Source organism: Paractinoplanes hotanensis (genome assembly GCF_023717965.1).
Taxonomy (GTDB): Bacteria; Actinomycetota; Actinomycetes; order Mycobacteriales; family Micromonosporaceae; genus Actinoplanes; species Actinoplanes polyasparticus.
The window spans coordinates 370,996-394,876 of sequence record NZ_JAMQOL010000003.1 but is presented as its reverse complement, the minus strand read 5'-3'; the positions used below and the strand labels follow the sequence as shown (position 1 = coordinate 394,876).

General features: G+C 70.1%; 18 protein-coding genes. 11 read left to right on the top strand and 7 right to left on the bottom strand.

Annotated elements, in window-relative coordinates; genetic code table 11:
- Positions 1–195 precede the first annotated feature (195 nt).
- Both LXN57_RS03520 and LXN57_RS03515 read left to right on the top strand, forming a co-directional pair.
- Positions 196–465, top strand: coding sequence for a hypothetical protein (locus tag LXN57_RS03520; RefSeq protein WP_251796532.1), 270 nt, complete (start codon positions 196–198; stop codon positions 463–465).
- Positions 399–752: a hypothetical protein gene (locus tag LXN57_RS03515; RefSeq protein ID WP_251796531.1), complete on the top strand. Its 354-nt coding sequence runs from the start codon at positions 399–401 to the stop codon at positions 750–752. The genes LXN57_RS03520 and LXN57_RS03515 overlap by 67 nt, the downstream gene beginning before the upstream one ends.
- 5 nt (positions 753–757) lie before the next feature.
- On the opposite strand, the gene LXN57_RS03510 is transcribed toward LXN57_RS03515, so the two are convergent.
- Positions 758–2,248, bottom strand: coding sequence for a non-reducing end alpha-L-arabinofuranosidase family hydrolase (locus tag LXN57_RS03510; protein ID WP_251796530.1), 1,491 nt, complete (start codon positions 2,246–2,248; stop codon positions 758–760).
- A 260-nt stretch (positions 2,249–2,508) separates the two neighbouring features.
- On the opposite strand from LXN57_RS03510, the gene LXN57_RS03505 reads away from it, so the two are divergent.
- The 4 genes from LXN57_RS03505 (at position 2,509) to LXN57_RS03490 (ending at position 7,443) form a co-directional block, all read left to right on the top strand.
- Entirely contained in the window at positions 2,509–3,972 is a 1,464-nt protein-coding gene (locus tag LXN57_RS03505; RefSeq protein ID WP_251796529.1) for a sigma-70 family RNA polymerase sigma factor, read from the top strand.
- 66 nt (positions 3,973–4,038) lie between these two features.
- A complete protein-coding gene (locus tag LXN57_RS03500) occupies positions 4,039–6,300 on the top strand; it encodes a putative bifunctional diguanylate cyclase/phosphodiesterase (protein WP_251796528.1) in 2,262 nt (753 codons plus the stop codon).
- Positions 6,301–6,400: 100 nt separating this feature from the next.
- Complete coding sequence (locus LXN57_RS03495; RefSeq protein ID WP_251796527.1) at positions 6,401–6,613, top strand: hypothetical protein; 213 nt, start codon at positions 6,401–6,403, stop codon at positions 6,611–6,613.
- A complete protein-coding gene (locus tag LXN57_RS03490) occupies positions 6,613–7,443 on the top strand; it encodes a HEAT repeat domain-containing protein (protein WP_251796526.1) in 831 nt (276 codons plus the stop codon). Before LXN57_RS03495 ends, LXN57_RS03490 begins: the two co-directional genes overlap by 1 nt.
- Positions 7,444–7,547: 104 nt before the next feature.
- On the opposite strand, the gene LXN57_RS03485 is transcribed toward LXN57_RS03490, so the two are convergent.
- The 4 genes from LXN57_RS03485 to LXN57_RS03470 all read right to left on the bottom strand — a co-directional run bounded on the left by LXN57_RS03485 (position 7,548) and on the right by LXN57_RS03470 (position 12,949).
- Entirely contained in the window at positions 7,548–8,195 is a 648-nt protein-coding gene (locus LXN57_RS03485; RefSeq protein WP_251796525.1) for a hypothetical protein, read from the bottom strand.
- Positions 8,196–8,232: 37 nt separating this feature from the next.
- Positions 8,233–10,098 (bottom strand): hybrid sensor histidine kinase/response regulator, encoded by a 1,866-nt coding sequence (locus tag LXN57_RS03480; protein WP_251796524.1) that lies wholly within the window; start codon positions 10,096–10,098, stop codon positions 8,233–8,235.
- Between the two features lie 104 nt (positions 10,099–10,202).
- Positions 10,203–11,519 carry a hypothetical protein gene (locus LXN57_RS03475; protein WP_251796523.1) on the bottom strand — a complete coding sequence of 439 codons (1,317 nt, stop codon included), beginning with the start codon at positions 11,517–11,519 and terminating at the stop codon, positions 10,203–10,205.
- 431 nt (positions 11,520–11,950) lie between these two features.
- Positions 11,951–12,949, bottom strand: coding sequence for a glycoside hydrolase family 113 protein (locus tag LXN57_RS03470; protein ID WP_251796522.1), 999 nt, complete (start codon positions 12,947–12,949; stop codon positions 11,951–11,953).
- A 45-nt stretch (positions 12,950–12,994) separates the two neighbouring features.
- Here LXN57_RS03470 and LXN57_RS03465 point away from each other — a divergent pair, with 45 nt between their 5' ends.
- Positions 12,995–13,588, top strand: coding sequence for a TetR/AcrR family transcriptional regulator (locus tag LXN57_RS03465; protein WP_251796521.1), 594 nt, complete (start codon positions 12,995–12,997; stop codon positions 13,586–13,588).
- Here the strand turns inward: LXN57_RS03465 and LXN57_RS03460 are convergent, their stop codons facing one another.
- Positions 13,589–13,774, bottom strand: coding sequence for a hypothetical protein (locus tag LXN57_RS03460; protein ID WP_251796520.1), 186 nt, complete (start codon positions 13,772–13,774; stop codon positions 13,589–13,591). It lies immediately after the preceding gene.
- A gap of 196 nt (positions 13,775–13,970) precedes the next feature.
- On the opposite strand from LXN57_RS03460, the gene LXN57_RS03455 reads away from it, so the two are divergent.
- The 3 genes from LXN57_RS03455 to fxsT all read left to right on the top strand — a co-directional run bounded on the left by LXN57_RS03455 (position 13,971) and on the right by fxsT (position 21,429).
- A complete protein-coding gene (locus LXN57_RS03455; RefSeq protein WP_251796519.1) occupies positions 13,971–15,206 on the top strand; it encodes an alpha-hydroxy acid oxidase in 1,236 nt (411 codons plus the stop codon).
- Between the two features lie 187 nt (positions 15,207–15,393).
- On the top strand, positions 15,394–17,736 hold the full coding sequence (locus LXN57_RS03450) for a DUF4062 domain-containing protein (RefSeq protein ID WP_251796518.1): 2,343 nt from the start codon (positions 15,394–15,396) through the stop codon (positions 17,734–17,736).
- Positions 17,737–17,742: 6 nt separating this feature from the next.
- Positions 17,743–21,429 carry an FxSxx-COOH system tetratricopeptide repeat protein gene (gene fxsT / locus LXN57_RS03445; protein WP_251796517.1) on the top strand — a complete coding sequence of 1,229 codons (3,687 nt, stop codon included), beginning with the start codon at positions 17,743–17,745 and terminating at the stop codon, positions 21,427–21,429.
- Between the two features lie 19 nt (positions 21,430–21,448).
- Here the strand turns inward: fxsT and LXN57_RS03440 are convergent, their stop codons facing one another.
- The gene (locus LXN57_RS03440; RefSeq protein ID WP_251796516.1) at positions 21,449–22,759 is read right to left on the bottom strand and encodes a lysine N(6)-hydroxylase/L-ornithine N(5)-oxygenase family protein; all 1,311 of its coding nucleotides are present in this window, start codon (positions 22,757–22,759) and stop codon (positions 21,449–21,451) included.
- A 142-nt stretch (positions 22,760–22,901) separates the two neighbouring features.
- Here LXN57_RS03440 and LXN57_RS03435 point away from each other — a divergent pair, with 142 nt between their 5' ends.
- Positions 22,902–23,846 (top strand): methionyl-tRNA formyltransferase, encoded by a 945-nt coding sequence (locus LXN57_RS03435; RefSeq protein WP_251796515.1) that lies wholly within the window; start codon positions 22,902–22,904, stop codon positions 23,844–23,846.
- Positions 23,847–23,881: the final 35 nt, after the last annotated feature.

Here is a 23,881-nt window from a genome sequence, read left to right as displayed (position 1 = left end):
CCCCGAGGCCGGCGGAATGTCCGCGCCGGCCCGCCGTCGATCAAGCGGTCCAAACCCTAGCGCCGCATGATCGGCGGCACCAGTCGTCAGACGTATCGGCGGATCCAAAGTAGATCACAATATGATCGACACCCCGGCGACCTGGGCCGTTGCGGTCATCGACCTGGCGCCGGATGTGGCGGAGGATGGGTAGCCGTGAGCATCGGGTTGCTCGTCGTCCTGGCCGTCGGGCTCGCGGTGGTGTTCCAGCGGGTGGTGCGGCCCCGGCTGCGCCCGGCCGACTGGAATTGGCGGGTCCGCCCCGAGCCGCTGCCCGAGCAGATCGACGAGGCGCACGAGCGGGAGGCCTGGCGCGTGAGGTACGACGCCGTCTGGTCGCGCAACACCCTCGAGAGAAGGTGCTGCTGCTCGGCCTGGTCTGCGCCATCTTCGGCGAGATGCTGCCCGACTACACCGGCTCGGTGAGCAACCTGTTCGCCGGTGTGGCCCTCGTCGTCCTCAACACCATGACGTCGCTGGCCATCGCCCGCCGGGCCTGGACCATCAAGACGATCGCCGCCACGTTCGCCGCCCGGCTGGCGCTGAACATCGCCTTCGCCACCGTCGCCAACTGGATCCTCGACAACCAGATCGACGGCTGGGACACGCTGTTCTTCCTGACCATGATCTCGCTGATCACCACGCTGCACGACCGCTGGCGGCCGATCCACGAGTTCCGTACCCGTGAACCGGCCGCCGGCCGCTTGGCCTAGGGTCGTCAGCGCTGCCGGGTCAGCAGGCCGGGACGGTAGGGCAGCAGGCCGTAGTCTCCGCCCGAGCTGGGGGAACGGCCCTGGTAGAGCAGTTGCAGGTTGCATGGGTCGATCGTGTTGGTCTGATCAGCGCTGGTGCGCAGCAGCTCGCCGTGGCTGATGTCGTTGGTCCAGGTGGCCCCGCTGTTGGCCTTGCCCGCGAACGGGTTGTTGTAGGTCGCCGCGTTCGGGGTCCAGGTGCCGCTCAGGCTGGTCGCCGTGAACGAGCGGAAGTAGCGCTCCCAGGAGCTGGTCCTGGCCTCGACGATCATCAGGTACTGGTTGCTGCCCTGCACCTTGTAGACCTGCGGCCCCTCGAACAGGTTCTCCGAGGTGTCGCTCATGATCGTCGTGTAGTTGGAGCCGAAGCTGCCCGGGAAGTTCCCGATCGGCATGATCTGGCGGTAGATCTTGCCGTTGTCACCGGCGAAGAACAGGTACATGTTCTGGTCGTCGCCGATGATCGTCTGGTCGATCACGCCGGTGCTGGAGCCGGTGATCGTCGCGGTCGACAAGGTCTGCGGGGCGGACCAGCCGTTGGCGTTGGCCGGATTGGTGGAGGTCCGGTAGGAGAACGCGGGGCCACCCCACTGGTGGGCGAGGACCCAGATGTTCTTCGGTGCGAAGTAGAACAGCGACGGCGCGACGGTGCTCTGGTTCATGGTGTTCTGGCTGGCCGAGCCGAGCTGGCTGAGGTTGTCGACCAGACCGAAGTTCATCGAACCCCAGCCGCCGGTGGCGCTGCTGCTGTGGGTGGTGGCGTACACCAGTTGCTTGCCCTGATAGGGGGCGATGGTGAAGTCCTTGAGGGACGCCCACCCGGACTTCGGCTGGGCCAGCGGGCCGGTTGACGACCAGCGGTACGACGACGGCAGGGAGCAGGATCCGCCCGGTGGCGTCGTCGGCGGTGTGGTCGGGGTGCTGCCGACCCGGGCCAGCTGCCACTGCTGGTTCGTCCCGCCCCAGTCGTCGTACTGCACGACGTTGGCGCCGTCGTTGGTGGCGGCGCCCTGCACCTCGACCGCCTTGTTGCTGTGGCGAGCGATCAGGCGGACGTAGCCGCCGTCCGAGTCGGCCAGCCGGAACTGCTGATTGGTCCCGTTGGCGTCGCTCCACTGGTGGATGGCGGCGCCGTTGGCGGTGGACGCGCCGGCGACGTCGAGGACCTTGCCGCTGAGCCGGGATTTGAGGCGGTAGTAGCCGCCGCCGGAGTCGACGAACTGCCACTGCTGCTGGCTGCCGTCGTTGCGGGCCCATTGGGTGATCCGGGCGCCGTCGGTGGTGGCCAGGTTGTAGACGTCGAGGGCCTTGCCGCTGTTGCGGTTGACCAGCACGTACGACGCGCTGGTGTCGACGGTCGCGGCCGAGGCGGCCGGGGCGGTGACGACGGCGGCGACACCGCCGGCGAGGGCGGTGACCGCGACGACCAGCGCCGAGATCAATCGGCGTCGGGGCATGACGTACTCCTTCGATCAGGGGGAGGGACATTCTCTGTGAGCGTTAACATTCAGCGCCGACCGGAACAGAAAATGGGTCGAGGGGATGTCGCGAATGCTGCCAGAACATTTCGGCTGGTTCAAGATGCTTTGCCGGGACCATTTATGCCGTACCGGCGTAACACTTTTTCATCTTCTTGAATGCGTCGATCCCCTCTCTTACGATCCGGTCGCGGGTTGGTGAGCGCTCACCCCGCCCGGCGCAGGAAGGAGGGCACCCGATGGCTGTACCTCGGCCCGTCCGCGACGACGAGGTGGTGCTCGCGGCCCGGGCCGGCGACCGCGAGGCGCTGAACGAGCTCTCCCGTCGTCATCTGCCGCTGGTCTACAACCTCGTCCGCCGGGTGCTGCACGACGACGCGCAGGTCGACGACGTGGTGCAGGACGTCATGGTGCGCGCGCTGCGGCAGCTGGGGGACCTGCGATCGCCGGGCAGCTTCCGGTCGTGGCTCACGGCCATCGCCGTCCACCAGGTCGGCACCCACGTGGCCCGCGAGAACGCGGTGGCCGGGCGGGCCGCCCCCCTGGAGGCGGCGGACGACCGCGAGGACGCCGCCGCCGAGGTGGAGGGGCCGGCCGTCCTGCGAGCGGCGCTGTCCGGTCAGCGTCGTCAGGTGCGGCTCGCGACCGCCTGGCTCGGCGCGGAGGAGCGCACGGTCTTCTCGTTGTGGTGGCTCGAGCTGGCCGGCGAGCTCACCCGGGCCGAGGTCGCGGACGCCCTGGACGTCAGCGTGGCTCATGCCGGCGTACGAATCCAGCGCATGCGCGAACAGCTGGGGACCAGCCGCGGCATCGTCGCGGCACTCGAGGCCGTGCCCGGCTGCGAGGTGCTCGGCGCGGCCGTGGCCGGCTGGGACGGGACGGCGAGCCCGTACTGGCGCAAACGGCTCGGCCGGCACGTGCGGTCGTGCCCCGTGTGTGCCCGCGCGACCGGCGAACTGGTGCCCGACGACCGGCTGTTGCTGACCCTCGCGCTGCTCCCCGTGCCGATCGCGCTCACCGGGGCCGCCCTGGTCAATGCCGCTGCCTACGGCGAAGCAGCGACGGCGGCCCTGGCCAAGACGCTGACCGCGGCCTCGTGGGCGGGCCGCGCAGCGCATGCGGCCGCCGCGCATCCGCTGGTGGCCGTGGTCGGCGCGGGTGTCCTGGCCGTCGGTGTCACGGTGCCCGCGACGGGCTGGGCTACCGGGACGCAACCCCCTCCGGGTGCTGCCGTGGGGTCGCCGCAGCCCCGGACGTCCGCGGGACCGTTGGCCCCCGGGTCGGTGTCGCTCGAGTCGGCTGCCGCGCCGGGTCGCTTCGTGGCCGTCTCCGGCGACGAGGGCGTGCTCGAAAAGGTCGGCCCGGCCGACGCACCCGCCGACCGGCAGCGAGCAACCCTCCAGGTGGTGCCGGGCCTGGCCGACCCGTTGTGCGTGTCCTTGCGTAGTTCCGGTGGCCGCTACCTCCGCCACCAGAACTTCCGCCTGCGGTTGAGCGGGGACGACGGCACCGTCCTGTTCCGGCGCGATGCCACCTTCTGCAGCCAGGCCGGCTACGTCCCGGGCGGCATCTCGCTCGAGTCGTACAACTTCCGCGGCTTCTTCGTCCGCCGGGTCGGCGGCCAGCTGGGGATCGACCAGTTCGACGGCAGCGCCGAGTTCCGGGCCGACAGCTCGCTGTTCGTGCGGCCGGGCTTGATCTGACGTTTTCTTCAGCTCGACGGGTTCCCGGCCGATTGTGCCGGGGTCGAGAGCTGAGTGGGAGGTCGGGTGAAGTCGCTGCGGCGGGATGCGGTCCTGATGGCGCTGGTGGCCGTGACCGTCACCGGGTTCGTGCTGTTCGCGCTGTTCGAGGGCGACCCGCACCGCCAGTCGCAGGTCTTCTGGTGCGCGCAGGTGCCGATGGACGCGGCCCTGGCGTACGGGGCCTGGCGCCTGCGCGCTCTCGTGCCGCACTACCGCAGGTTCTGGACGGCGATCGCCTTCGCCGGTTCCTCGTTCACCGTCGGCGACGGCTTCCAGGCCGGGTACGTCCTGCTGCATCCGGCCATCGCGTCGACCAGCGGCACCGCCGTGCAGTCGGCGTTCTTCATCGTCGGCATGCTGAGCAACGTCCTCGCCTGCCTGCTCTTCCCGCACGGTCTGCGCTCGGCCCGCGAGCGGCTCGTGTTCTGGCTGGACGCGACGACCGTGCTGGTCGGCGGCGGCGCCATGGCCTGGGTCTTCGCGGTCTACCCGGTCACCGCGCCGGCCGACCGGGTCACCGCCAGCATCACGGCCGCCCTGGTCGTGGTGGGCGCGTTCGCGGCGACGAAGGCGGCGCTGGTGCCCCGGCCGCCGATGGCCCGGATCGCGGCCTGGCCGATGGTCGCGGCGCCGGTCGTCCAGGGCCTCGTGGCGTTCCTGCCCGGCCCGTTCCAGGCTCAGGACCGGTCGTACGTCTTCATGGTGCTGCTGCTGCCGTCCCTGCTCATCGCGATCGGCCCCCGCATCCAGGAGCGGGTGGTGCGCGCCGACGGCCCGGCGCCTGCGGTCAAGCGCAAGCCCTACAGCCTTCTTCCGTACGGAATGATCGCCGTGACCTTCGCGGTGTTCCTGATATCGCTGCCGGACGACGTGTCGACCCGCTTCTGGGGCGCCACCGCCGGTGTCGTCGTCATCACCGCGCTGGTCGCGGCGCGGCAGCTGATCGCCTTCCAGGACAACGTGCGCCTGATCCGGCGCCTCGACGTCGCGCTCGACCACCTCACCGACCAGGAGGTGCTGCTGCGCGAGCAGGCGTCGACCGACGGGCTCACCGGGCTGGCCAACCGGACCCACTTCACCGACCAGCTCCAGCAGCACCTGGAAGCCGGCCGGTCGCCGTCCGTCCTGCTGATCGACCTGGACGACTTCAAGACGGTCAACGACACGATGGGGCACGCCGCCGGCGACGCTCTGCTGGTCGAGGTGGCCGAGCGGCTGCGGGCCACGGTCCGCGCCGACGACCTGGTCTCCCGCCTCGGCGGCGACGAGTTCACCATCCTGCTGCCGGGCACCGGGTCCGAGGACGCGCGCCGGATCGCCGACGAGCTCCAGTCCGTACTGGCCGGGCACACCCGGGCCAGCATCGGCGTGGCCTGGGCCCGGCCCGGCGACGAGCCGGCCACCCTGCTCAGCAACGCCGACATCGCGATGTACGAGGCGAAGCGGCGCGGCAAGGGCACCTCGGTCAGCTTCAGCGACGAGATGGGCGCCCGTACGGCGGCCGACGCCGAGATCACGCGAGACCTCGCCACGGCGGTCGACGCCGGCGAGTTCACGCTCGTCTACCAGCCGATCGTGTCGCTCGACGACCTGCGGATGACCGGCGTCGAGGCGCTGATCCGCTGGAACCACCCGACCCGCGGCCTGGTCTCGCCGGCCGAGTTCATCCCGCTCGCCGAACGCTCCGGGCACATCGTGGCGATCGGCGCCTGGGCCCTGCGCGAGGCCTGCCGGCAGGTCGCCCGGTGGCGGGCCGACTTCCCGGGCGCCTACGACCTGACCGTCGGCGTTAACGTGGCCGGCCGCCAGCTGCGCAGCCCCGGCTTCGTCGACGAGGTGGCCGCGGTGCTGCGCGACACCGGCCTGCCCCCGAACCAGTTGAGCATCGAGGTCACCGAGACGGCGGTGCTCGACGACGAGGAGTCGTCCGCCGCGCTGCTGGGCCTGCGCGCCCTTGGCCTGCGGCTCGCCCTGGACGACTTCGGCACCGCCGCGTCCTCGCTCGGCCTGCTGCTGACCGTCCCGGTGACCACCCTCAAGCTGGACCGGTCCTTCGTCGAGTCGATCACCACCGTCGGCCGGCAGGCGGCCGTGGCCAACGCGGTCAGCCAGATGGCGACCGCGCTCGACTTCTCCTCGGTCGCCGAGGGCATCGAGACCGAGGAGCAGCGCGAGCTGATCCGGAGCCTGGGTTACGAGTACGGCCAGGGCTACCTGTTCGGCCGCCCCCTGCCCCCGAGCCAGGTCGTGGCCCGCCTGGAGGCGCTCGACGGCGTCGTGGTGTGAGCGCCGAGGCTGGTTCGCGCCTCGCGCAGGGCTCCGCCGGGGAGTGACGTCGGGCCGGTATCCGGTGAAGGCGGGCCGCGTGGTCGTTACGGTGACCACTGTGAAGTCCGCTGACCTGCCCCACGGCACAACCGCCCACGACACCACCCTCGACCGCTGGTACGTCAAGAAACTCGCCGGGATGTTCCCCTGGCGGGCGGCCAACGGAGAGAAGCTGACCGAGTACGAGGTTGACAATTTTCTGCGATCTGGTCGAATTGCCGTCATGTTGCCGGACCAAGACCCCATGACCCGCGCCCACAGCCTCAGGTGATGACGTCTCTTGACCTGCAGGGCCTTCGATCAGGCGACCTCGAGAGCCGCGAAGCGCACGTACATCAGCTGCTCGACCGGGCCCGCGAACACGGCGACGAGTCAGCCATCGCGGCGCTGCACGCCCTCGTCCGCGACTACCGGGACTATCACCGGTCGCTGTACTCGCGGGCGATGAACCAGGCCGCCGTCTTCGCCGACCCCGGACTGGAAGAACCGTTGCTGGCCGCGCTCGGCGACACCCGCTACAACTGCCAGGCCTGGGCCGCGATGGGTTGCGCCGCCATGGACGTCCGAGCCGCGGTGCCCCAGCTCGTCAAGCTGCTCGACCACCCGCAGTGGATCGTCCGCGACGAGTCGGTGACCGCGCTCGGCCGGCTCGGCGACGCCTCCGCCGTCCCCGCCCTGCAACCGCTGCTGGCCGACGAGGCCGACTGGATGCGCCAGCGAACCGCCGACGCCCTGGCCCGCATCGGCGGCGACGCGGCGCTGGAGGCGCTCTGGCACGAGTTCGAGCACCGGCGTTTCCCCCGCATCGGCTACCTCGCGAGCACACTGGCCCTGTTCACCCCGGCGGTGATACCCCGCCTGCTGGCCGCAACCGAGAGCGCCGACCCGGACCAGCGGTACTGGGCCGCCGTCGCCCTCGGCTCAACCGGCGACGACCGCGCCGTACCGACGCTGGAGCGGCTGATGGCCGAAGACCGAGGCACGACGGTGTTCGACGGCGAGGTGCGCGTCGCGGCGAAGAAAGCCTTGCGCACGCTCCGGCGCATCCAGACGGCAATCGCGGAACGGTCGGTAGCCGGAGGGTCGATTGACCCACCGTGATCCAGACCAGGCTCGATCTCGACCGGATCCGCGCGGCCCGCGAGGTGATCGACCCGGTCTTCCTGAACTCGCCGCTGTAAGCGCCGATCGTCGACCGCGGCAGATCAATGCGCCTGATCGGGCACGTCCTGTACTGCTGTGTCAGTGACGGGAGCCACCAGGTCGAGCAGATAGCTGCTGGCATCGCGGGTGTGACGGATCGCCTCTACCTCTTGCGGACGGGTGTGCTGCATGCCGTTCCGGTAGCCGGTCGGCACCAACCGTACGATGCGATGCACCCGCCAGAGCCGTTGCACACTCCGTTGCAACGCCTGCTCCACCTCATCAACCACGTAGCCGTCGGCGACGCTGACGTTACCTCGCACCCGCACCCAGGCGCCTCGGTCCGGAATTGGCTCTTCCGGGTCGGAAGCGGGATCGCGGTCGTTGATGCCGGCGATGACACCCGGCCCGGCTGTGGCCGAGGCTTCGGTGACGTGTACGGGGATGCCGGCAACCTGCAGCACCCATCCGCCGAGCCGGCACGGGCCCTCGAACGGAACTGCGACGCCGGTGAGGATCAGCTCGTCGGTCGATCCAACGTCGGCAGAGCGGCTTACCGACGCTTGGTGGCCGCCTTGGTCCGAAACATGCACTCGGTGGCGGCAATAGATTTCCAGCGCCAGAAGCACTTCAGCGTCCAGTTTCGTGCGGAAGTCAGAGCTTCCGACCAACCCGGGCCCGACAAGGACCCTGGGCACAATCAATGACATCCGCACATTCTCCGGCAGCGAAATGCGTATCGACGCGTCAGACACGTTCGGCGACCAGCTGGTACACCTCCTTCAGGAAAACATGACTCTCGAACGGCTTGCGGATCAGCGGGGCGTCGGCCGGTAGTTCCTGACCGCCCGGCGCCGGGCCGCTGGTGTAGCCGGACATGAAGAGCACCGGCAAACCGGGGCGGTCTCGTCGTAGCTCGGCGAACAGCTGTGTGCCCGACATGCCGGGCATGATCACGTCGGTGACCAGCACGTCGAAGGCCAGCGCACCGTCGCGGCACATGCGGAGAGCTTCGGCGGGATGCTGAGCGGCGAAGACCTTGTAGCCGCCTTTCACGAGCAGCCGGCAGACGATGTCGCGGACCGCTTCCTCGTCCTCGACGACCAGGATCCGCTGGCCGTTGCCGGTCAGGGCGGATGCCTCCGATACGGCCGGGCTGACGGTGGGCGCCTCCTCGTCGCTGGCGGGCAGGCGGACCCGCAGAGTTGTGCCACCGCCCACCTTCGACTCCAGGCTGATCGTGCCGCCCGCTTCGGTGACCACGCCGTACGTGGTGGCGAGCCCCAGGCCGGTGCCGCTGCCGCGGCCCTTGGTGGTGAAAAACGGCTCGAAGGCGCGGGCCAGGACCTCCGGCGTCATCCCGCTGCCGGTGTCGGCCACCGCCAGGCCGACCAGCTTGCCGCCTTCACCGCCGTGTTCGAGGCTGGTGCTGATCGTCAGCCGGCCTCCGGACGTCATCGCGGCACGGGCGTTGAGCACCGCGTTCATCAGGACCTGCTCGAACTTGCTGCGGTCCATGACCACCGGGGGAAGATCCGGGGCCAGCACCGTGGAAAGCTCGATGTCCTCGCCGAGTGTCCGGTCGAGCAGCAACAGCATTTCGGCCGTGACGGTGTTGAGGTCCAGCAGTTCCGCTTTCGACGGTTCGGAGTGGCTGAACAGGAGCAGTTGGCGGGTCAACGCGGTGCCCCGGTCCGCAGCCTGTTTGATACTGGCCGCGTCCGGCCGGCTGGGATGGTTGTCGCCGAGCTCATCGACGAGCATGTCAGCGTATCCGGAGATCACCGCGAGGATGTTGTTGAAGTCGTGGGCGACTCCGCCGGCGAGTTGTCCGAGGGAGTCGAGCCGTTCCGCTTGGCGCAGCTGTTGCTCGAGTTGGGAGCGTTCCTGTTCGGCGGCCATCCGTTCGGTGACGTCGCGCAGAATTCCCTCGACGGCGACGAGTTCGCCGGCCTCATCGGTGACCGCGCTGGCTCGCTGCTCCATCCAGACCACCTCGCCGTCGCGGCGGCGCAGGCGAAAGGTGGTGGTCCCGGAACGGGGTGCCTGCCAGGACTGCTCGAACATCAGCTGGTCCTCGGGCTCGATCCGGCTCACGAGCAGCTGGGGATCGGCGTAGAAGTCCTCGGCCGCGAAGCCGGTGATCGACTCGACGGCTCGGCTCAGGTACTCCATCGACGGATCTGAACCCAGCCGGTACCGGAAGATGATGTCCTGGGCGTGTTCGGCGAGCAGGCGGAACCGTTCCTCGCTGTCGCGCAGTGCGGCCTCGGCCCGGCTGCGTTCGGTGATGTCGGTGGAGATGCCGGCTACCGCGTACGGGATGCCGTGCTCGTCGATCAGAGGGAACTTGACAGTCAGGTAGGTCCGCACGCCGTCGTCGCCGGGCACGAACTCCTCCAGCTGGATCGGAACACCTCCGGCCAGCGCCTGCCGATCATTCTCACGAAACGCGTCAGCGACCTCGCGGGGGAACAGGTCGTGGTCGGTCAGGCCCACGATTTCCTCGCGACGCAGGTCGAACAGCCGTTCGTATTCCCGGTTCACCAGCAGATAGCGCCCGTCGGATCTTCGCATGTAGATCACTGCCGACGTGTGATCGATCAGCGCCATCAACTGGTCGTGGCCGACCTCAGGCGTCGACTGACGCGCGCTCTGGTCTCCTCCGGCTCTGGTCGGTGCTTGCACTCGGCTGCCGTCTCCTTCGTCCGTTGCGCTCATCCGGTCAGCTCCAGCACGACCGGCGCGGCGTCTGCTTGTCCGCGACCCATCTGCGCGAGGGGTGTCCTTGCCCGGCCATCAGAGGTCAACACCGGGCGAAGCGCGGCCAGGCTGTGCCGCTGGCGGGCTCGCGTGAGGCGCTCCAGGAACGACTCGGTCATGCCGGTGGTGCCGGCTCGGTTCGACACCAGACGCCGGTCACCGAGTCCGGCCTCGTCGCGCATGCGCTGAGGATGAAAGAGGAAACGCTTGCTCAGCATCAGGTGCGCGCCGGAGACCTGGGCATGCATGGCGAGCAGCCGGTACCAGTCGATCAGCGCCGGATACTGGGCGACGAGCCGCCGTAGCTCCGCGTCGCCGGCAAGTCTCAATGCGGACTCGTCCCACCCGATCTCGTCGAGCAGTCTCTGCGGCAGCGTCGGAGCGCACATCAGGCCGCCGATGTCGGCGCGTTCCTGTTCGAGCAACGCCGGGAACAGCCGCTGGGCCAACCGGTCGTAGCCGGGCTCGGCGATTCCCAGCAGGAAGTCACGTTTCAGCGCTTCCGGGTCCAGAGCGCCGCTGGGCGGGATGTCATCCGGTGTCCAATGCGCGGCGAACTGGCGGAACACGTCCATGAACATCTCGGCGGCCATGGTCTGGTCGGGCGGCGACGCCGCGAAGTCGACGAGTAAGCGGCGCAAGGCGCCGAGCAGAATTGTGGCTTCCCGGACCCGGTGACGGGCATTCTCGCCGGTCAGGTCGGCGTCGTCGCGCATGAGGGGCAACAGGGTGCAGTTGACCGCGAGCTCGATAGCCTCTCCCTGCTTGACCAGAAGGAAGAAACGGTGCTCACCGGGCGTGCCGGTATAGCTGCGGATATGCCCGTCGTCGAAAACGCCGGGCAGTTCAGCCACGACCTCACCGTATCGGCGCACCAGCACGGTGCCGACATTCCACCGCACCAGTGAGGCGTAACTGTCGCGCACGTAGTGACCGGCGCCGGTCTGATCCGCCAGGGCCGCGAAATAGCGCCGGAACGGAAGCTGATCACGGCCGACGGCAAGCCCGGTGAACGCGCGTTCCGGATGCTCCGTGCCGCCGGGACTGCGTTCCTGGTAGTGACGAGCAACCGAGGCGCCGACAAACCCCAGATGCACCACCAGCCGCTGAGCCTCCACCGGCGTCAGCCGGTTGACATCGGGCAGATGGTGCAGGACGTGCTGGCGTGACTCGGCGACCAGTACCTCGAGCGGCGCGTGATCCTGCAGAATCGCCTCGTTGAGCCGGGGCAGTTCGTGCAGCACCCAGTCACCAACCTGTTGCGGAACCATCCGGACCATCACCTCCGCGAACGCCTCCCCTTTCTGTTCGGCCCGGAACGGTCGGAGCTAAGGCGGTCTTCAACGACACGTCCGGGGAGCCGGCGCGTCAGCGCTGTCCAGATCGACGGCCGAGCGCGCGCTCGGCGGCTGGAAGAGGACGCACATGCAGGTCAGGCATGCAGCGGATACAGAACGGGTCTGGGACGCAAGGGAGTGGCGTTCGTAGCGTCGACCCCATGTTCTCCCCGTTCAGGTCTGGTACGTCGCTGACAGCGGATCCGGTCCGCAAGGCCGTTGATCCTCGGGCACGAAGGGGCCGGCGAGCGGGCGGGCCTGAACGTCGTCCAGTGCTTCCTGCCGCCGGGCCTCAATGAACACGAGCCGCTGACCGGGCCGGAGGGCTCGAATCCGTGGCTGGACCGGGAGGGGCCGTGCAGCGGTCAGGCGGCTCGATGGCGGCCGTAGTCGGCCAGGGCGTGGAAGGCGGCCTTCGGGGTCCACGAACCGTCCGGCTGTACGCGGACGATGCCGCGGGCGGCCAGGTCGTAGTCGTGGTCCGGGTCGTCGGTGGTGGGCAGGTGGCGGTTGGCGAACGTGTAGACGAAGGCCGCTTCCACACCGCCGGCCTCGTAGTCGCGCAGCAGGTTCAGGATGTAGCGGGCCTGGCCCTCCTCGTCGCGCGAAAGGTCGGCGGTGAGCTTCGCTGCGCGGCCGTTGTTGTCGAAGGCGACCGGTTCGGTGGCGCCGGCTACTTCGGCTGCGCCGTGGAAGGTGCAGCAGCCGAATTCGGTTACGGCGTACGGCTTGCCCTGGCTCACCGCTGCGGCCAATGTCTGGGGGAACGTGGCGGCGTTGCTCGCGTCGCGGTAGCCGGCGTCGCCGGCGATGATGTCGAACAACGTCCAGTCGACATCCTCCAGCGGGATCGAGGCATAGCTGATCGGACCGCCGAAGCGCTTCCGCACGACGGGCACCAGCTCGGCGAAGAAGTCACGTACGGCGGCTCGCGCGGCGGGGACTGCCTCGCGCATGCGCATCGGGTCGGTGAACAGCGCCATGCGTTCGGGTAGGTCCCGGCCCGGCAGGAAGCCGTCGGTGAACAGGGAGATCTCGGAACCCGTCAGGTAGACGACCGAGGCGCCGCCGCGGCGCAGGCGTTCGGCTCGGTCGGCGCCGTCCAGCACGAACGCGCGCAGTCCTTCGCGGTCGAGGCCGTTGGTGAATGGGCAGTACCAGACCTCCAGGCCGGCTTCGGCGGCGTAGCGTGCGGCGAGTTCGAGTCTCTCCTGCACGCCGCCGGTGATCCGTACGGCGTCGCAGCGTAGTTCGTCGCGGATGACGTGGAGGTCGCGCCGCACCGTCGCGGCGTCGAACGGCTCGTGGGTCGTGGATCCGGCGCTCACGAAGCCGGTGTCGTAGTTCATGCCGAAGACGCGCATGGGGCCTTCTCTCGCTCGTAGGGTACGTCGCGTACCCTATAGCGCGTGGGTGCGCGACGGCGAGGCGAGGAACTGGAACAGGCGATCCTGCGCGCGGCGGCCGAGGAACTGCGCGAATCCGGTTACGCCGGCCTGACCATGGACAAGGTGGCTGTCCGAGCCGGCACCAACAAGAACGCCATCTACCGCCGGTGGCCGCATCGGGCGGCGCTGGGCATCGCCGCCTACCGCCACCTGACCGACGCCGCCATGCCCGACCCCGACACGGGCACGCTGCGCGGCGACGCGCTCGAGATGTTGCGGGCGGCCAACGAGACGTGGTCCTCCCCGTACGGCGCGGTCCTGCGCAGTCTGCTGGCGGCTGCAGCCGACGAACCGGAATTGCTCGATCTCATGCGCGAACGCTCAGGCGCCGACACGATGGACCGGGCGTGGCTGACGATGCTCGAACGAGCAGTCGCCCGCGGCGAGGCGCCGGCCGCGGCCGTCCACCCGCTGGTCGCCGCGATGCCGATGATGCTGCTGCGAGCCGAGTACGCGACGCGTGGCAGCCCCACCGTCCCCGACCGGACGCTGGTCGACATCGTCGACGAGCTTTTCGTCCCGCTCGTGCGCGGACGCGGGGCGCCGCCGGGCTGATCAGACGGTGGGGGCCGGCGCGGGCCGGCAGGTCAAGGCCAGCATGGTGGGGATGGTCGCGAACCAGCGCTCGTAGTCGGTCCACTGGGCGAGCCGCCGATAGAACGAGTCGCTGGTTCCGTTCACGTGCTCGGCGTACCGGTCGGCGGCACTGTCCCAGAGGTGGATATCGCGTCGGCCCGACATGGCGGCCATGCTCGCACATTCAGCGAAGAGCGGCGGCGGACAGAGTCCACAGGCGGTCCGCGCCGCGAGAAGTCGGCCGGTCAGGTGCTGATCGTCTGTCACGTCGGGTCGGCAGCCCGACGGCGCAGGCTCGATCTGCTGGGCAGCATCGCGGTCACCTTGGACGAGCGAGGATTCTTCGCCGTACGCTGGCGGCGTGGTCCAGCGTCAGGTACCCAAGCCCGCCGAAATCCTCGAGCTCATGCAGTTCAAGAGGCCTCAGCTCAACGGCCGTAAGCGGCGTCTGGAAGCCGCGCTCACGATCGAGGATCTGCGGCTGATCGCCAAGCGCCGCACGCCCCGGGCCGCCTTCGACTACACCGACGGCGCTGCCGAGGGTGAGTTGTCGCTGGCGCGGGCCCGGCAGGCCTTCCAGGACGTCGAGTTCCACCCGTCGGTGCTGCGGGACGTCGCGAACGTCGACACGTCGACCACCGTGTCCGGCGGCCCCTCGGCGCTGCCGTTCGGCATCGCGCCGACCGGGTTCACCCGCCTCATGCAGACCGAGGGCGAGACGGCCGGCGCCGGTGCGGCCGCCGCCGCGGGCATCCCGTTCTGCCTCTCCACGCTGGGCACCACCAGCATCGAGACGGTCAAGGAGGTGAATCCGGCCGGCCGCAACTGGTTCCAGCTCTACGTGATGAAACAGCGCGAGATCTCGTACGCCCTGGTCGAGCGCGCCGCCAAGGCCGGCTTCGACACCCTGTTCTTCACCGTCGACACCCCGGTCGCCGGGGCCCGGCTGCGCGACAAGCGCAACGGCTTCTCCATCCCGCCCCAGCTGGGCCTGCGCACCATCGCCAACGCGGTGCCGCGCCCGTGGTGGTGGTACGACTTCCTGACCACCCCGAAGCTCGAGTTCGCCTCGCTGTCGGCCACCGGCGGCACGGTCGGCGAGCTGCTCGACGCGGCCATGGACCCGACCATCAGCTACGAGGACCTGCGGATCATCCGCGAGATGTGGCCCGGCAAGCTGGCGGTCAAGGGCGTGCAGACGGTGGAGGACGCGAAGAAGCTGGCCGGCCTGGGCGTCGACGGCATCGTGCTCTCCAACCACGGCGGCCGCCAGCTCGACCGCGCGCCGATCCCCTTCCACCTGCTGCCCCGGGTCGTACGCGAGGTCGGCGCCGACGTCGAGATCACCGTCGACACCGGCATCATGAACGGCGCCGACATCGTCGCCTGCATCGCCCTGGGCGCCCGGTTCACCCTGATCGGCCGGGCCTACCTGTACGGCCTGATGGCCGGCGGACGCCCCGGCGTCGACCGGGTCATCCAGATCCTCACCGAGCAGATCGTCCGCACCATGAAGCTGCTCGGCGCTCACAGCCTGCGGGAGCTGACCCCGGCCCACGTCACCCAGCTGGCCCGGCTGGTGCCGATCAGTCGCTGAGCAACCCGCCCGGCGGAGGTGCGGGCCGCGGCGGGCGCTCGACGTCACCCGCGATCCCCGCGACGACTGACACTCGGTCGGGGCCGCGACTTCAGCCTGCGCCCTGCGTTCGCCGCGATGGCGGGCGGCAGCACCGACCGTCCGGAGGAGAGTCGTTGATAGACGGTGGACGGTAGGGTGGCGTGCTGTGGCGGACGAGAAGCTTCTGGTGTTTCTGAGCCACACGTCCGAGCTCAGGGCCCATCCGGCGGGGCGCAGCTTTGTCGACGCGGCTGAGTCCGCTGTGCTCAAGGTCGGCTGGCTGCCGGTCGACATGAAGCATTTCGCCGCCCAGGACCAGAATGCCGCGGCGGCGTCCATCGAGGCGGTCGAGAAGGCGGACATCCTGGTCGGGCTGGTCGGTTTCCGCTGGGGCAGCGCGGTCAGCGACGAGCCCGACAAGTCGTACACCGAACTCGAGTTCGATGCGGCCAGCCGCCGCCGGCCGCCGTTGACCCGGCTGATGTTCCTTCTCGCCGGTGACCGGGCGTTGCCGATCCCGTTCGACCAGATGCGCGACGCGAACAGCACCAGGCAGGACGCCTTCCGGAAGCGGGTCATGCAGGAGGGTCTGATCGTCAGCACGGTGGCCGGCCCGGACGAGCTCGAAGTGGCGCTCCTCCACGCGCTCACCGAGGAGAAGGCGCGGCGGCGGTCCAAGGCCGAGGCCGAGCGCACCAGGAGTGGACCGGCCACTTCCGCCGGCGCCTTGCGGCTGCTCACGCACCCGGCCGACATCGAGCGGCGGGCGTGGCTGGCCGGTGTGCTCAATCAGGCCGGGTTCGCCGTGTCCGCCGGCGACGACGACGGCGACGGCCCGCTGGTTGTGGGGGCGACGTACAAGGCGGTGGCCACCGGCCTGCTCGGCGGCTCGCAGCTCGAACCGGGACCGCTCATCGTCGTCGAGCTGGACGAGGATCTGGCCATCGCCGCCGATACGACGCGCGTGCGGGCCTATGACGGCACGCCGGAGACGGTCGCCGGACGGCTGCGGGAGGCTCTGGCGCCCTACCTACCGCCGGAACCGGCCGAGCCGATCACACCGGTCGCGGCGGCGTCGGAGCCGGTCACCGGGCCCGACGCCCTCGACCAGCTGACCGACGAGCTGGACTTCGACACCGGGCACATCGCGTCCTTCCGGGCAGACCTGCGGCCGGAACGGCTCAGCGCGCTCCCGGCCGTCCTGTCCGACCGGCAGTTCCTGGAGAGCTGCGCCCTGATGAGCGGCGGTCGGCTGACCCGGGCAGGCGTCTTGTTGTTCGGCCGCCAGCCGGAGCGTGTGCTGCCCACGGCGCTGGTGCAGTGCACGCACTACTTCGGTACCGAACGGGCGGCCGCCCGCGAGTCCGAGCACATGCACGGGCCGATCGCGCATCAGATCGAACGGGCCCGGCAGTTCGTCGCCGACCGCACGGGCGAGGGCACGGCAGCCGCCTATCCGATGATCGCGGTGCGGGAGGTGCTCGCCAACGCCCTGGTGCACCGCGACTACGAGGATCGCGAGCGGACCGTCCACGTGCGGCTGTTCGCCGACCGTTTGGAGATCAGCAGCCCCGGCGCGTGGGCCGGGCGCACCCTCCCCGACGAACAAGCGCAGGATCTGCGTGCGCTGGCGGGCGAGTCACGCAAGCGGAACTTCCGGCTCGCCAGCGCCCTCACCTGGGTGAAACTGGTCGAGGGGGAGGGGAGTGGCATCCCGACCGCTGTCGCCGACTGCGCGGAACTGGACGCTCCGGAGCCGGTTGTCGTGCGGCAGGACGGCTTCGTCAAGGTCGTGTTGCGGCCGAGCCGGAGCGGCGCGCCGGGCGGGCGCTCGGGCCCGGTGTGGAACATCCCCGCCCGTACGGCGAACTTCGTCGGCCGCGGCGACCTGCTGGACAGGATCGGGCAGGCGTTCGCCTCGGCCGCCTCGTCCGTCCTGGTGCTGCACGGCGACCAGGGCACCGGCAAGACGACGACAGCCAAGGAGTTCGCGCACCGGCACGCCGGCGACTACGACGTGGCCTGGTGGGTCAGCGCCAACGATCCGGCGCCGGTCGACGACCAGCTGGCCGCGCTGGCCCGGACCATCCGCCCGGAGTCCGCGGAGACCCGCCCCGACCTCGGCGAAGCACTGAGCGGGCAGCGTTCGCTGCTGGTGCTCGACGACATCGAGAATCCGGCCGAGGTGCTGTCGCGGTTGCCGGCCGAGGCGGGACACGTGCTGATCACCTCACAGCACGGCGGCCGGGTCGGCGCCGCCGCGGCGATCACCGTCGGCCGGTTCGGCCGGGCCGAGTCGATCGCCTTGCTGAGGAGCCGCGATCCCGAGCTGACCGTCGGCCAGGCCGATCGGATCGCCGCCGCCAAGGGCGACCTTCCGCGCGAGGTGGAATCGGTGGTCGACTTCCTGGGCTACACCGGGCTCAGCGCCGACGACTATCTCGCCCAGGCCGCGCGCGCCGCCCTCGACGAGATGCCGGGGCCGGGCCAACCCGGCCCGGTAGATTGACCTGCTGTGTCGGACCGTCCCTTGCGGGTCTTCCTGAGCTACGACCCGGAGCTGCTCGAGCACCCGGCCGGCCGGGACCTCGTGTCCGCCGCCGAGGCAGCCGTCCGCCGGGCCGGCTGCGTGTTCACCCACCCGGAGAGCCACGGCGTCCGGCGTACGGCCGATGTGGTCAAGGACGTTCACGGAGCCGACATCTACGTGGGCATCGTGGGCTCCCACTACGGTCCGGTGGTCCACGACGACCCGAGCCGGTCCTATCCCGACCTGGAGTTCGAGGCCGCCGGCGTGCGGGAGCCGCCGCTCACCCGCCTGGTCTTCCTGCTCACCGGCACCGACCGCGACGCGAGGCAGACCGACTTCCGGCGGCGACTGCGTCATGCGGGTCTGGTCGTCGCCGAGATCGACGGCTCGCCCCAGCTCGAGACGCGCCTCTTCGAGGCCCTGACCGAGGAACACGACCGGCGCCGGGCCAAAGCTGCGGCCGGGCTCCCCGCTGCTCCGGGCCGGCCGGTCCGGCAACGGGGAGTCCGCCTGCTGGCCCACCCGAAGGACGTCGAGCCGGCCGCCGAGCTGTCCCGCTGGTTGCAGGCGGGCGGGTTCGCGCCGGGGACCGAGCCGGGGGCGCTCGAGGTAGTGTGCGCGACGTACCGCGCGGTCGCCACCGGGTGGCTCGACGAGGTGCGGCTGGATCCGCGGGCGGTGCTGGTGGAGATGGACGAGGATCTCGACCTCGGGCCGCTCACCGGCCGGCTCAGCGTCCCGGCGTACGGCTTGAACAGCGAACGTGCGATGGCAGGCCTCCGTTCCCTGCTCGATCCGTACTTCCCGCCGGAGCCGCCGGGCGAGGAGCCGGCCGAGGTGCTGTCCGATCCCGGGCACGGTGAGCTCGACTATCTGGAGCAGCTGACCGACGCCACCACCTTCGACTTGGAACAGCTCGAAGAGTTCCGGGGGCGGCTGCGGCGGGATGTCCTCGACCGGCTGCCGGAGAGCCTCTCGGCGTGGCAGTTCCTGGAGCGCTGCGGGCTGATGCGCGAGCGCCGATTGACCAAGGCCGGCGTGCTGCTGTTCGGCCACGATCCGGCTGTTGTGCTGCCGACCGCCGTGGTGCAGTGCGTCCAGTACTTCGGCGACGACCTGACCGCCCACCGTGAGCGGGTCGACCTGTACGGCCCCCTGCCCCGGCAGATCGAGCAGGCGTGGCGGTTCGTCGCCGACCGGGTACGGCAGGGGGAAGCGCCCTCGGCGTCCAGCGCGCGGTCCGAGCCGGTGTACCGCTATCCGATGGTCGCGGTCCGCGAGGTGCTGGCGAACGCGCTCGTGCACCGGAACTACGAGGACCGCGGGCGTTCGGTGCACGTACGGCTCTTCGGCGACCGCCTCGAGATCAGCAGCCCGGGCGACTGGGAGGGGCGTGATCTGCCACCCGGCACCGAACAGAGCCTGTCGGCGCTGGCCGGGGAGTCCCGGCACCGCAATTTCCGGGTGGCCGGCACGCTCAGCTGGACCGGGCTGGTCGAGGGTGAGGGCAGCGGCATCCCCAGCACGATCGCCGACTGCGCCAGGCTCGGCGCCCCGGAACCTGTGGTGACCCACGCCGATGGGTTCGTCCGGGTCGTGCTCCGCCCAGCCGGCACACGAGGGGAGCCGGGCCCGGGGGAGAAGGTGTGGAACATTCCGGCCCGGACGGCGGCCTTCACCGGCCGCGAGGGCGAGCTGGCCAACCTGGCGCAGAAGCTGGAGCGCGGCGGCCCGACGGTGGTTCAGGCCATCTTCGGCATGGGTGGGGTCGGAAAGTCCGCGGTCGCCATCGAGTACGCCCATCGGCACAGCGCCGACTACGACGTCGCCTGGTGGGTGAACGCCGACGACCCGGCGCTGATCCCCGACCAGTTGGCCGGGCTCGCCCGGGCGCTGGGCGTAGCCGACTCCACCGCCCCGGCCGAGAGCGCGGTGGCCCGCCTCGGCGGTGCCCTGCGCGACCGCGACCGGTGGCTGCTCGTATTCGACAACGCCGAGGACCCGGCGTCGCTGATCCGGTTCCTGCCGAGCGGACGCGGCCACGTGATCATCACCTCCCGGACGTCGGACTGGCGGGAGGTGGCCCGGACCCAGCATGTGGACGTCTTCTCGCGGGAAGAATCGGTGCGGCTGTTGCGATCCGGCGTGCCGGCTCTCAGCGATCGGGACGCGGCGCTGGTGGCCGAGGCGCTCGGCGACCTGCCGCTGGCGGTCACCGTGAGCGCCGCCTTCCTGGCCGAGACCGGCATCGAGGTCGACGAGTATCTGCGCAGCATCACCGCACACGAGCTGCTCGGGCGCCCGGCCAATCGCTTCCCGGAGTCCGTGGCCGTGTCGTCGCAACTGGCCTTCGACCGCCTCGACGACCGGAACCCCGCGGCGCTGCAACTGCTGACGATGCTGGCCTGGATGGCTTCGGAGCCGGTGCCCCGCACACTGTTCGCCGAATACCCGGACCTGCTGCCCTCACCGCTTGCCGAGACGGCACGCCGCCCGTTGGCGTTCGCCGAGGCAGTCGGCCTCCTGAGCCGTCTCAGCCTGGCCCGGGTCGCACCGGACACTCTGCAGCTGCACCGCCTGACGGCGGCCCTCATGCGCGAGCGGACCACGGAACAGAACCCGGACAACGACTGGGGACTCCGGACGGCCCGGCTGCTCACCGCGGCGACCGGGAATCTGCCGGCCGAGGAGCCGGGGAGCTGGTCGCAGTGGTCGCGACTTCTTCCGCACGTGCTGGCGGCCGCCGACGCGGTCGACGACCCACGGCTGCTGAACCGGGCCGCCGGCTATCTGCACGCCCGGGGGCAGGTGTCCGCTGCGCTTCCGCTGCGCGAGCGTGTCCTTCGGATCGACCGGGACGACCTCGGCGAAAGCCATCCCACGTTCCTGGTGTCCGCGGCCAACCTGGCGGTCGAGTTGTCGGTCCACGGCCGCATCGCCGACGCTCGCGACCTGTTGGAGGACACGGTGCTCCGGCAGCGGCGGGTGCTGGGCGAGGACGACGCCGGCACCTTGACCGCGACCGAGAACCTGGCCAATACGCTACGCGCTCTGGGCGAGCTGAGGCGCGCCCGCGAGCTGTCGGAGGACGTCTTCACCCGGCGTCGCCGGATCCTGGGCCCGGAACACCCGGTCACCCTGACCAGCGCCGGCAATCTGGGAAACAGCCTGTTGGCCCTGAATGAGCTGGAGGCCGCCCGCGACCTGTTCGAGCACATCCTCGGGCTGCAGCGCCGGGTCATCGGCCCGGACCATCCGGACACGCTCACCACGGTCAGCAACCTCGCCGCCGTGCTGCGCCGGTCCGGGCGCTACCAGGAAGCACGGGACCTGGACGAGGACAACCTGGCTCGCCGTACGCGCGTCCTCGGCAGCGACCACCCGGCCACGCTCACGTCGACCTACAACCTGACCGTCGACCACGCGGGGCTGGGCGATGTCGCCGCCGCGCAGCACCTCGCCGATTCGATCGTGGAGCAGACGTCGCAGGCGGGAGACGACGTTCCGGCCCAGCATCTGGCGCTCCTGGCCGCCCTCATCGGCCGGGGCCTGATTCGCGCCGGGGAGTTCGACAAGCTTCGGCAAGGGGCGTTGCTGAAGGTCATGGGCGAGCGTCGCGACGTGGAGGTCCCCCCGGCCGAAGACCTTTACCGTCTGGGCGAGCGCGAGTAACGACCGGGCGATCAGTCCTTCAGGAGACACCGAGAGACGCACGGGCCGGGGCAGTGATCGAGGTCAGGATGTCGCCCGAGCGGACGGCCGAGGTGGAGAGCAGCGAGGCCGTGATGCCGTGCGTGTGCTCGGTGCCGCCCTGCAGGTAGACGCCCGCGGTCATGCTGCCGTCGGTGCGCATGCGATAGTCGCGGTCGACCAGCGGGCGGCCGAACTCGTCCCGGGCGCAGCGGTCGGCCACGTCGCCGAGTAGCGGGAACGGGTCGACCGGGGCGTAGCCGGTGGCGCAGATCAGCACGTCGGCGTCGAGGGTGGTCAGCTCGCCGGTGGTGAGCATCTCGACGTTGACCGCCACACGGTCGCCCTCCTCGTGGGCGCCGGCCAGGCGGGACATGTTGAGCAGGCGCAGGCGGCTGGCGCCGGCCACCCGCTCGCGGTACACGCGGCGGTAGAGGTCCTCGATCAGGTCGTTGTCGACCACGGAGTAGTTCGTGTTGCTGTGGTAGTTCATCAGCATCGTCTTGACCTCGGCCGGGGCGTCGAAGTAGTCGTCGACGGCCGCGGGATCGAAAATGCGGTTGGCGAAAGAACTGTCATCGGCCGGGCTGTAGCCGTAGCGCGAGAAGACCCCGCACACCTCGGCCGTGGGGAACTTCTCATGCAGGTACGCCGTGATCTCCGCCGCACTCTGGCCGGCGCCGACCACCACGAAGCGGTCCGCCTTCTCGACCCGGCCGACATTCGTCAGCAGGTCACGGCTGTGCCAGACGCGCTCGCCGAGCCGCACCCCGGACGGCAGGATGGGCCGCAGGCCGGTGGCCACCACCAGATTGCGGGCCCGGCACGAGGTGACCAGGCCGTCGGCGGTGCGCGCGAGCACGTCGAACGCCTCGATCACGCCGTCGCGGACGACCGGGACGACCTCGGTGACCTCGCTGCCGTAGTGCACCACGTCGCCGACCTTGGCCGCCGCCCACTCGAGGTAGTCGTGGAACTCGACCCGCAGCGGGAAGAACGTCTTGTGGTTGATGAAGTCGATCAGCCGGCCGCGGTCCTGCAGGTAGCACAGGAAGCTGTACCGGCTGGCCGGGTTGCGCAGCGTGACCAGGTCCTTGAGGAACGACACCTGCATGGTGGCGTCCTCCAGCAGCATGCCGCGATGCCAGCCGAAAGAGGCCTGCCGCTCGAAGAAGACGGCCGTGACGGGGTCGGCGGGGGCGTCGTCGTTGTGCTCCTGGACAGCGATGGCCAGAGCCAGATTGGACGGACCGAAACCCACTCCCACCAGGTCGTAGACCGGGATATCGCGCTGCGGGACATTCGGTGACATCGGCAGTCCTCGTGGTCGGTGTCGAGTGTGTCGACACGGCGTCAAGGGGGGTCGGCTTCCCCTCCTCATTCGGCGGAAGCGAGGTTAGACTAACCTAACTTTTGCCGACCTCGATGGGTCAGCCGAAGGGTCAGGAGGAGCCGTGCGGGTTGTCATGTTCGGGTACCAGACGTGGGGTCATCGCACCCTGCGAGCGCTGCTGGACTCGGAGCACGAGGTCACACTGGTCGTCACCCACCCGAAGAGCGATCACGCCTACGAGCGCATCTGGAGCGATTCGGTCGCCGATCTGGCTGCCGAGCACGGCATCCCGGTCGAGACCCGGGACCGGCCCGATGACGACCTGCTGCTGCCGCTCAAGGAGGCCGCGCCGGACGTCATCGTCGCCACCAACTGGCGTACGTGGATCCCGCCCCAGGTCTTCGCACTGCCCCGGCTGGGCACGCTGAACGTGCACGACTCGCTGCTGCCCAAGTACGCGGGCTTCTCGCCCCTGATCTGGGCGCTCATCAACGGTGAGCGTGAGGTCGGCGTGACCGCGCACATGATGGACGGCGAGCTCGACGCGGGCGACATCGTGCTGCAGCGGTCCGTTCCGGTGGGCCCGCGGGACACGACCACCGACCTGTTCCACAAGACGCTCGAGCTGTTCGGCCCGATCACCGTCGACGGGCTGGCGCTGATCGAGTCCGGCCGCACCGACTGGACGCCGCAGGACAGGTCACAGGCCAGCTTCTTCCACAAGCGGTCGGACGAGGACAACCGGATCGACTGGACGTGGACGGCCGAGGAGCTGGACCGGCTGGTCCGGGCGCAGTCCGACCCGTACCCGAACGCCTATACCTACCACCGGGGGCAGCGCCTGCGGATCGTCGCGGCGCACGTCTCGAAGGGCATCTACGGCGGCACGCCCGGCCGCATCTTCTATCGCGAGGACGACGCCGTCGTGATCGTGGCGGGCGCCGAGGCCCGCCGCGGCACGAGCCACGGCCTGGCCGTCGAGCGGATCCGTCTGGACGACGGCGCCGAGCTCGGCGCCGGCGAGTACTTCCGCTCGATGGGCGGATACCTCACCCGCCACCCCTGACCTCAGATCCACGACAGGCCGGTGGCGGGCGCCAC

Excerpts from the sequence above, each read along its gene's own strand:
- LXN57_RS03475 (WP_251796523.1), bottom strand. The coding sequence starts at position 11,519 with ATGGTTCCGCAACAGGTTGGTGACTGGGTGCTGCACGAACTGCCCCGG.
- LXN57_RS03505 (WP_251796529.1), top strand. The coding sequence starts at position 2,509 with ATGGCTGTACCTCGGCCCGTCCGCGACGACGAGGTGGTGCTCGCGGCC.
- LXN57_RS03510 (WP_251796530.1), bottom strand. The coding sequence starts at position 2,248 with ATGCCCCGACGCCGATTGATCTCGGCGCTGGTCGTCGCGGTCACCGCC.
- LXN57_RS03470 (WP_251796522.1), bottom strand. The coding sequence starts at position 12,949 with ATGCGCGTCTTCGGCATGAACTACGACACCGGCTTCGTGAGCGCCGGA.
- LXN57_RS03490 (WP_251796526.1), top strand. The coding sequence starts at position 6,613 with ATGACGTCTCTTGACCTGCAGGGCCTTCGATCAGGCGACCTCGAGAGC.
- LXN57_RS03485 (WP_251796525.1), bottom strand. The coding sequence starts at position 8,195 with ATGTCATTGATTGTGCCCAGGGTCCTTGTCGGGCCCGGGTTGGTCGGA.
- LXN57_RS03440 (WP_251796516.1), bottom strand. The coding sequence starts at position 22,759 with ATGTCACCGAATGTCCCGCAGCGCGATATCCCGGTCTACGACCTGGTG.
- LXN57_RS03480 (WP_251796524.1), bottom strand. The coding sequence starts at position 10,098 with ATGGCGCTGATCGATCACACGTCGGCAGTGATCTACATGCGAAGATCC.
- LXN57_RS03460 (WP_251796520.1), bottom strand. The coding sequence starts at position 13,774 with ATGTCGGGCCGACGCGATATCCACCTCTGGGACAGTGCCGCCGACCGG.